Source organism: Candidatus Peregrinibacteria bacterium (assembly GCA_016220175.1).
GTDB lineage: Bacteria > Patescibacteriota > Gracilibacteria > CAIRYL01 > CAIRYL01 > JACRHZ01.
Window position 1 is genome coordinate 25,497 of record JACRHZ010000048.1, and the last position, 7,486, is coordinate 32,982.

7 protein-coding genes are annotated in these 7,486 nt (G+C 39.4%); all 7 read right to left on the reverse strand.

Annotated features, from left to right (window positions below; genetic code table 11):
• Nucleotides 1-2: 2 nt before the first annotated feature.
• The 7 genes from HZA38_03945 to HZA38_03975 all read right to left on the reverse strand — a co-directional run bounded on the left by HZA38_03945 (nucleotide 3) and on the right by HZA38_03975 (nucleotide 7,432).
• Nucleotides 3-890 carry a 4-hydroxy-tetrahydrodipicolinate synthase gene (locus HZA38_03945; GenBank protein ID MBI5414639.1) on the reverse strand — a complete coding sequence of 296 codons (888 nt, stop codon included), beginning with the start codon at nucleotides 888-890 and terminating at the stop codon, nucleotides 3-5.
• Between the two features lie 126 nt (nucleotides 891-1,016).
• On the reverse strand, nucleotides 1,017-1,772 hold the full coding sequence (gene dapB / locus HZA38_03950) for a 4-hydroxy-tetrahydrodipicolinate reductase (GenBank protein ID MBI5414640.1): 756 nt from the start codon (nucleotides 1,770-1,772) through the stop codon (nucleotides 1,017-1,019).
• A gap of 40 nt (nucleotides 1,773-1,812) precedes the next feature.
• A complete protein-coding gene (locus HZA38_03955; protein MBI5414641.1) occupies nucleotides 1,813-2,847 on the reverse strand; it encodes an aspartate-semialdehyde dehydrogenase in 1,035 nt (344 codons plus the stop codon).
• Nucleotides 2,844-4,166, reverse strand: coding sequence for a lysine-sensitive aspartokinase 3 (gene lysC / locus HZA38_03960; GenBank protein ID MBI5414642.1), 1,323 nt, complete (start codon nucleotides 4,164-4,166; stop codon nucleotides 2,844-2,846). The genes HZA38_03955 and lysC overlap by 4 nt, the downstream gene beginning before the upstream one ends.
• Before the next feature lie 212 nt (nucleotides 4,167-4,378).
• Nucleotides 4,379-5,548, reverse strand: coding sequence for a DUF1297 domain-containing protein (locus HZA38_03965; GenBank protein ID MBI5414643.1), 1,170 nt, complete (start codon nucleotides 5,546-5,548; stop codon nucleotides 4,379-4,381).
• Between the two features lie 160 nt (nucleotides 5,549-5,708).
• Nucleotides 5,709-6,725, reverse strand: coding sequence for a formate--phosphoribosylaminoimidazolecarboxamide ligase (locus HZA38_03970; protein ID MBI5414644.1), 1,017 nt, complete (start codon nucleotides 6,723-6,725; stop codon nucleotides 5,709-5,711).
• 65 nt (nucleotides 6,726-6,790) lie between these two features.
• Nucleotides 6,791-7,432 carry an FtsX-like permease family protein gene (locus HZA38_03975; protein MBI5414645.1) on the reverse strand — a complete coding sequence of 214 codons (642 nt, stop codon included), beginning with the start codon at nucleotides 7,430-7,432 and terminating at the stop codon, nucleotides 6,791-6,793.
• Between the last annotated feature and the right edge of the window lie 54 nt (nucleotides 7,433-7,486).

Consider the following 7,486-nt stretch of genomic DNA (forward strand, 5'->3'; position numbering starts at 1 on the left):
GATCAAATGAGGGAATAAGAATGCATCATTGTATCAAGAATTTTTTGAGATTCTTCACTTGGTTCACACATCGGCAGTCGGTATTGTAATTCACAAAGCCCTATTTTTGATACTACATATTTCACGGGAATCGGATTTGTCTCAAGAAAGAGTTTTCCGAACATATCTCGCAAATACGTATCGATTTTTTCCGCTTCTTCGAAGTTTCCCGAAAGAGCACAGTTCACCATTTCTGAAATTTCTTTTGGAACAATGTTACTCGCAACAGAAATAACACCATCGCCGCCCATTTTCATGACTTCAAGAGTGAGTCCATCATCACCAGAAAGAACGGTAAAATCGTCCGGACGGTTTTTAATCACTTCGCGAATTTGGTCGAGATCTCCGCTCGCTTCTTTTACTCCTTGGATCATTTCGTGCTCAGCAATCACCATCAGTGTTTCGGTCGACATATTCACTCCAGTTCTTCCTTTGATATTGTAGACAATAATGGGAAGTCCAACATTTGCGACTTCCAAAAAATGTCTTCGGAGTCCTTCTTGAGTCGGTTTATTATAATATGGACACACGACGAGACAGCAATCCGCTCCGGCTTTTTTGGCAAATTCTGTGTGGAGAATGGCTTCGTGAGTTGAGTTGCTCCCAGTTCCCGCCATTACCAGGACTTTTCCATGGGCTTCTTCCTCACAGATTTCGAAGACATTTGGATCTTCATGAATGCCATTCGTGGTAGGAGATTCTCCAGTGGTACCAAGCGGAACAATTCCAGTGACACCATTTGCAATTTGTCTTTTTACGAGCTTTCGAAGAGCTTCTTCATCAATACTTCCGTTCTTTTGGAAAGGAGTGATAAGAGCAGTCCATGTGCCGGCGTATGTTCGTGTGTTCATGGGAAGAGATAAAAAAATTTTAAATTTTGAATTCTGAATTTTGAATTACATTTGAAATTATAAAGAGTTCACGGGTGAAATAAGGCTGGAGTGAAGGAGAAAAATCCTCTCTAAAAAATTTAAAATTTATAATTTAAAATTCAAAATTTCTCTGAGGTAGTCCTCCATCTCAAAATATCCCTTCTTTCCCTGAAGCCATTCAGCAGCTTTCACGGCGCCGAGTGCATATCCATCACGGTTTCGCGCTTCATGAGTAATGAGAATTTTATCCGCGGCAGAATCGAATCCAATTGTGTGTGCAAAATTCACCACTCCTCCACGAACAGAAGAGAAATGAATTTCGTCATCTTCACGGCGACGATCGAGTTTTTCCTCCACAATAGATTTTTTTCTGGGAATATTTTCCAAGAGAATTTTTTCCAAAGTTTTTGTTGTTCCAGAAGGCGAATCCGATTTATTACAATGATGAATTTCATGTCCCCAAATATCATACTCATCAAAAGCACCTATTAGTTTTGCAGTCTCAGCAATGATGCGAAAATAGAGATGTATTCCAAGAGAAAAGTTCGAAGACCAGAGAAATCCTATTTTTCCAGATTCAATTTGTTTTCGAATTTCTGGAAGTTTTTCATACCACCCCGTGGTTCCTACAAGAAGGCTTACTTCTGACTTAAGGCAGATTTTAATATTTTTCTGAACTGCAAAACCGTGAGAAAAATCGAGTACGAGGTTAATTCCCAAAAGTGCTTCGGGGATAATTTCCCGAAAATTTGCTTCCGGCGCATTTGGATCTATAATCGCTGAAACAATGTGTCCTCTCTCAAGAGCAATCCGATGAATCGATTTTCCCATTGAGCCGTAACCAAGAAGTGCAATGTTCATAGAAAAATAAAAAATCAAAAAAAAGAAAAATTTAAGTTTTTTATTTCAAAAATAATTCTGCAATTTTTACCGCATTGAGAGCGGCTCCTCTGAGAAGCTGATCTCCAGAAATAAAAAATTCGAGTCCATGATCGCCAAATATGAGATTTTGCCGAATTCGTCCAACTTCCACATCATGTTTTCCGGAAGCATGAATTGGCATCGGATAGATATTCTGTTTCGGATCGTCACGAAGAACGACTCCAGGAGTTTTCTCAAGAATTTTCCGAGCGGAATTGGGATCAATTTGATGTTCAGTTTCAATGACGATGGATTCACTGTGAGCGCGAAGAGTAGGAATACGAACTGCAGTACAGGAAATTTTCAAGGATTCATCTCCAAAAATTTTGCAAAGTTCCCATGCAACTTTCATTTCTTCTTTCGTGTAGCCATTTTCCTGAAAACTATCAATGTGAGGAATGATATTAAATGCAATTTGATGTGAAAAATATCTACCCTGAACAGGATTTTCTTGAATTTTTTCAAAATCACCTTTGCAATGATCGAGCACGGTCTTTGTTTGATCAATAAGTTCCTGCATTCCTTTTGCTCCAGCTCCAGACGTTGCTTGATATGTACTCATAAGAATTTTTTTGAGTCCAAATTTTTGATGAAGTGGCCAAAGGACCATTGCGGCAATTGCAGTCGTACAATTCGGATTGCTGATGACTCCAGAGTGATGTTTTGCGAATTTTGAGTTAATTTCGGGAATTACGAGTGGAACATCATTTTCGTATCGAAATGCAGAAGAGTTGTCGATCATGAGGCAATTCTTTTGAATGACTTTTTCTCTCCACATTTTACTCACGTCGTTTCCAGCGGAAAAAAGAGCGATATCGCTCTCCTCGAAAATTTCTTCTGAAAGTGTCTCGAGTGGCAATCCTCCAAATGGAGTTTCTATCATTTTCCCCACAGATTTTTCCGAAGCTATGAGTCGGAGTTTCCCCACCGGAAAATGAAGTTGGTGAAGGCAGGAAATCATTTCATGTCCAACTGCTCCCGTGGCGCCAACAATAACTATATTTTTTGAATTCATGATTTTGTAAAAAATGCAGAAAAAACTTTTTTTGCAACTTCGGACGCTTCAGATTCATTCACGAGAAATGTTACGTTTCTCTGAGATGCTCCTTGAGAGACCATGCGAATAACGTGGTCCGAAACGACAGAAAATAGGCGCGATAAAATTCCCTTCCCAGTGCCAATGCCATTTCCCACAAGACAAACAATCGCCATATTTGGAAGAATATCCACGCTCGAAAATTTTGCCAGATCTTTCAGAATGTCATCTGGGAGAGAACTGTCTACAGTTAAAGACACGCTTACTTCAGAAGTCGCAACTACGTCGACAATTACTTCATATTCTGCGAATACCTCAAATATTTTGGCTAAAAATCCATGGGCATTGAGCATTCCCGCAGAACAAATCGTAATAATAGAAATTCCTTTTTTGTACGTAACTGATTTTATGGAATCAATTTTTTTGTGAGTAATGATTGTTCCCGCTGCTTCTGGATGAAATGTATTCAAAATTCGAACAGGAATATTTTTTTGAATTGCAGGAATAATAGTTTTTGGATGAAGCACTTTTGCTCCGAAATATGCAAGTTCTCCCGCTTCTTCAAAAGAAAGACTTTGAAGCGGATGGGCTTTTGGGATATTTCTCGGATCTGCATTAAAAATTCCATCCACATCTGTCCAAATCTGGAGCTCATCTGCGTTCATTGCTGCGGCGAGAATTGCACCAGAGTAGTCACTTCCGCCACGTCCGAGAGTGCTCCGTTGCCCACTTCGTGATTGTCCAAGAAAACCAGTGACCACAGGAAGTATCTCCTCAGAAAGTATCGGGTTTATAACAGCTTCAATTGTGGAATTCGTTTTCAAAAAATCTACATTCGCTTCGCCAAAATTGTCATCAGTAAAAATAATGTCAAAACTGTCTATAGGTTTCGACAAAATTCCGCGTTTTTCGAGGAGAGCCGAAAGAATGATACTGCTCATTCTCTCCCCAAAGGACAATAATTTATCTTTAGAACTCAGAGACAATTCTCCAAGCATGTGAATTCCCTGAAGGAGTTTTTGCATTTCCGTAAACATTGCCTCGAAATTCACCGAAACACCCAAATCCCCGACTATTTTTTCATGGCGATCTCGTATTTCTCGGAATTTTTCCAGAAAAGTACCATGCTGCAACGCAGCATTTCCAAGCTCAATGAGAACATCGGTTGTTCCTGATGATGCCGAAACTACAGCAATTTTTTCAGCATGTATTTTTTGAAGAATATCAGCAACCGCAGAAATGGATTTTGCTGTTCCCATGGAAGTGCCTCCGAATTTTGCGACAATACGATTCATCATAAGTACAAATAAAAAAATCCGCTCTGAACTCAAAGCGGATAGAATATTCAAAAAGTGACAAGGCACAAAGAATTCTCTCCGCTAGGAGGTGGACTTCTTTGCCTTCTTTATTTGAGAAACGACGTGCATATGAGAATGAATACGCGGGAATTATTATTGCATCTCAGAAATAATGTCAAGAAAAAAGATTTTTTTAAGAGCATTCTTAATGTTCACGTCAGCAGTTCTTCGAATTTATTTTCTGTCGCTGCATCTCGTATCTCCATCGCAATCCGCTCTCCATAGCTGATGCTTTCTCCATACAAATATCCAGAATACGGAGTAAATCTTGTCCCCGGAGAACCGGGAATACGCATGCTCACATCAAAAACCACCATTTCTTCTTTTCCCTGTTCAGAAATATACGCTCCCTGAAGTGCAAAAGGACCAATAATTCCGGGAGAACACTCTTTTTTGCTGACGGTCACAAATCTTTCCCCAAGTTCAAACATTTTTTCGACAATTGATTCTTTCGTGGTACAAGCAATGTGACCATTTTCTACCATTGTTGGCTGAAATCCATTATGAATGAGCGTGAGTTGCTCCTGAGCATTTAAACGGAGAAATCCATCCATATTCGTTTGTCTTCGCATATCGGTTCCCATGATTTCAAGTTCTTTTGAGAGCGGAGAATAAAAATAATTAAAATTTATTTGTGGTCCAATAATAAATTCTTCAATTACCGCACGATCGATATCTTCTTTTTTCGCACCTCGATTCACGCGTTTTTTTCGCTCCTCCACATAATCTTCGTATGTAAAAATAAAAAAGAAATCCCGTTCATATCCACGTTCAAGTTCAGAAGCTTTAACGAGAAGTGGGCTGTGCGCGTTTTTTCTCCACGTCGTAATATTATTTTTGAGCTCCTGTTCGGTCATCTTTGATCCTCCCGGACGAATAAGAAGCGGCATGCGAATCCCTGCTTTCCGAAGAAGTTCATACTGATTCCCGGGCTGATCGCGTTCTTCTCTTCTCAGCATTTCACGATTTCCAAAAATGGGAACCCTGAATTCATTTTCAATTTTTGTGTAATCTGAGTAGACCCAGAAATATCGATTCTGGACCATGATGGCACTTGATTTTCTGAGCTCTTCCTGAATATCACTTCGCACTATATCTGAGAATTTATCTACAAGGATTACTTGATCAATGCACCCTTTTTTTCCTCGAGTTTTATAATATTCTGAATATGTCTTGGCACGATTTTTCTGACACACAGCAAGTGTTTTGAACCCATATTTTTTTGCGCCATGACAAACGTCAAGCGCAGAATGACCGCCAAGAACGGCGATGGTGAGTTGCTTGGTGTCGTACGTCTTTGTGATTTCGGAGATATTGACCATGCGGGAGAATTTTTAATTTTGAAATTTTAAATTTCTAAATAAATTCTAAGTCTTAATTTTTAAACAAGAAGAATTCAAACACATCTCTTAACCTTAAAAATTAGAAATTGAACATTAAGATTTATTTAGAAATTTAAAATTTCAAAATTAAAAATTCTCCTCACCCCAGTACCTCCTCCAGCCTTCCCTGCTCAATCGCAAGTTTAATCTCTCTCGCAATTCTTCTTCCTGTGCTCATCGGTTCATTATACTTCAGCCAACTGTAGGGAGATCCGTTAATGTACGGATTTGTCCCCGCGACAATTCTGGCAGAAATTTCAAAAACAAAAAATCGAATATTCGGATCCATAATTGTTTCGATGCAAAATGGACCAAACAGACCTTTTCCGGCGAGTTTTTTAGAAGCTTCGACTACCTGTCGTCCCATTTTAAACACATAGGGAAGAAGTGATTCTCGTATGACGAGCGGAATGTTTCCCGTGATCGTATAACTCGTTTTAATGTCTGTTTCAAGCTGATCACTCGCGCTAATTCTTCCAATAGAATCCGCATTAGACTCATATCTTTTATCAAATCCGAGCACCTCGAGTTCTCCGGTGAGAGGGGAAGAGAAGTAGTGAATATACATCGGAACACCAACAACATATTCCTGAATGACATATTCTTTTTCCGGTGGATATTCTCGGATGCGTTTTTCAAATTCTTTTGTATTTTTTGCGACAAAATACCCAAGCCCTCCTCTTGCTCCATGAAATTTTACAATAACCGGGCGATCTATATCATTCGGATTTGTATAAATTTTTGGAAGATTAAGACCCGCATCGAGAAGCCATTCTCGCTCTTTTGTTCGATCCGATTCATATTCCAAAATTCCCTTTGTGCCAAAATGCATCGTTCGGAGTTTCATCATATTTTCGGGTCCCACATAACTCACAAAAGATCCATGAGGAATAACAATTGCATTTTTTTTGATGAGATCATCTTCAACACTGAAAAAATCAGCAAAACTATTCACCTCAAGAATTTCATCTGCAACACCGAAGTACTCATACGGTTCGCGAGTTTTTGGCGTACAGATGCAGATGGTTCTGAATCCCTCATCTTTCGCGCCCTTCAGAATTTGAAGAGCAGTGTGACTCCCAAGCGTAGCGATTGAATACTCAGAAATATGTGCCATCAGAATACAAGAGGAATTTTCTAGACTCTAGTAAATATCACGAGGTTTGTCTAGTGCGGGAATGTTTACTCATATCTCAGCGCCTCAATCGGACTCTTTTTTGCTGCTTGCCGAGCGGGATAGAGTCCAAAAATAAGACCAACTCCTCCAGAAACGCCAACTCCTAAGAAAACAGCAGAAATCGGAAAGATAAATTGCCAACTCACTCCGGCAAACTCGGTAATTCCAATTGCAGTAAGCCAAGAAAGTGCGCCTCCAAGAGATGCTCCTAAGAAACCGCCACCCGTTGTCAAAAGAATTGCCTCCAGGAGAAATTGGGAAAGGATATCTTTTTTTGTAGCACCAAGTGCTTTTCTGAGACCAATTTCCCGAGTTCTTTCGGTTACCGAAACAAGCATAATATTCATAATGCCAATTCCTCCTACTACAAGTGATATTGCAGCAACTGAAGTGAGGAGGAGAGTAAGAACAGAAGTGATAATTTTCACTCGATCTACAGCATCTTGCATGGTGTTTACATGGAAATCATCCTTTTCCGGATCGGTAATATTGTGAAGTTCTCGAAGCGTTGATTTAATATCCCGCACAACTTCGGGCACAATTTCGTCAGATTCTGCCTGTACTAGTATTATTTCCAATAAATAATTTCGTGTGATATACTTGGGACGATATTTTTCTTGATACGCATGAAAAAATATATCGTTCATCTTTCTCAAAAGGAAAAAATACAAATACAGAAAATATTACAAAAAGGAAAGCAT

Coding starts and splice junctions, on each gene's coding strand:
- HZA38_03975 (MBI5414645.1), bottom strand. CDS start 7,432: ATGAACGATATATTTTTTCATGCGTATCAAGAAAAATATCGTCCCAAG.
- HZA38_03945 (MBI5414639.1), bottom strand. CDS start 890: ATGAACACACGAACATACGCCGGCACATGGACTGCTCTTATCACTCCT.
- dapB (MBI5414640.1), bottom strand. CDS start 1,772: ATGAACATTGCACTTCTTGGTTACGGCTCAATGGGAAAATCGATTCAT.
- HZA38_03965 (MBI5414643.1), bottom strand. CDS start 5,548: ATGGTCAATATCTCCGAAATCACAAAGACGTACGACACCAAGCAACTC.
- HZA38_03955 (MBI5414641.1), bottom strand. CDS start 2,847: ATGAATTCAAAAAATATAGTTATTGTTGGCGCCACGGGAGCAGTTGGA.
- lysC (MBI5414642.1), bottom strand. CDS start 4,166: ATGATGAATCGTATTGTCGCAAAATTCGGAGGCACTTCCATGGGAACA.
- HZA38_03970 (MBI5414644.1), bottom strand. CDS start 6,725: ATGGCACATATTTCTGAGTATTCAATCGCTACGCTTGGGAGTCACACT.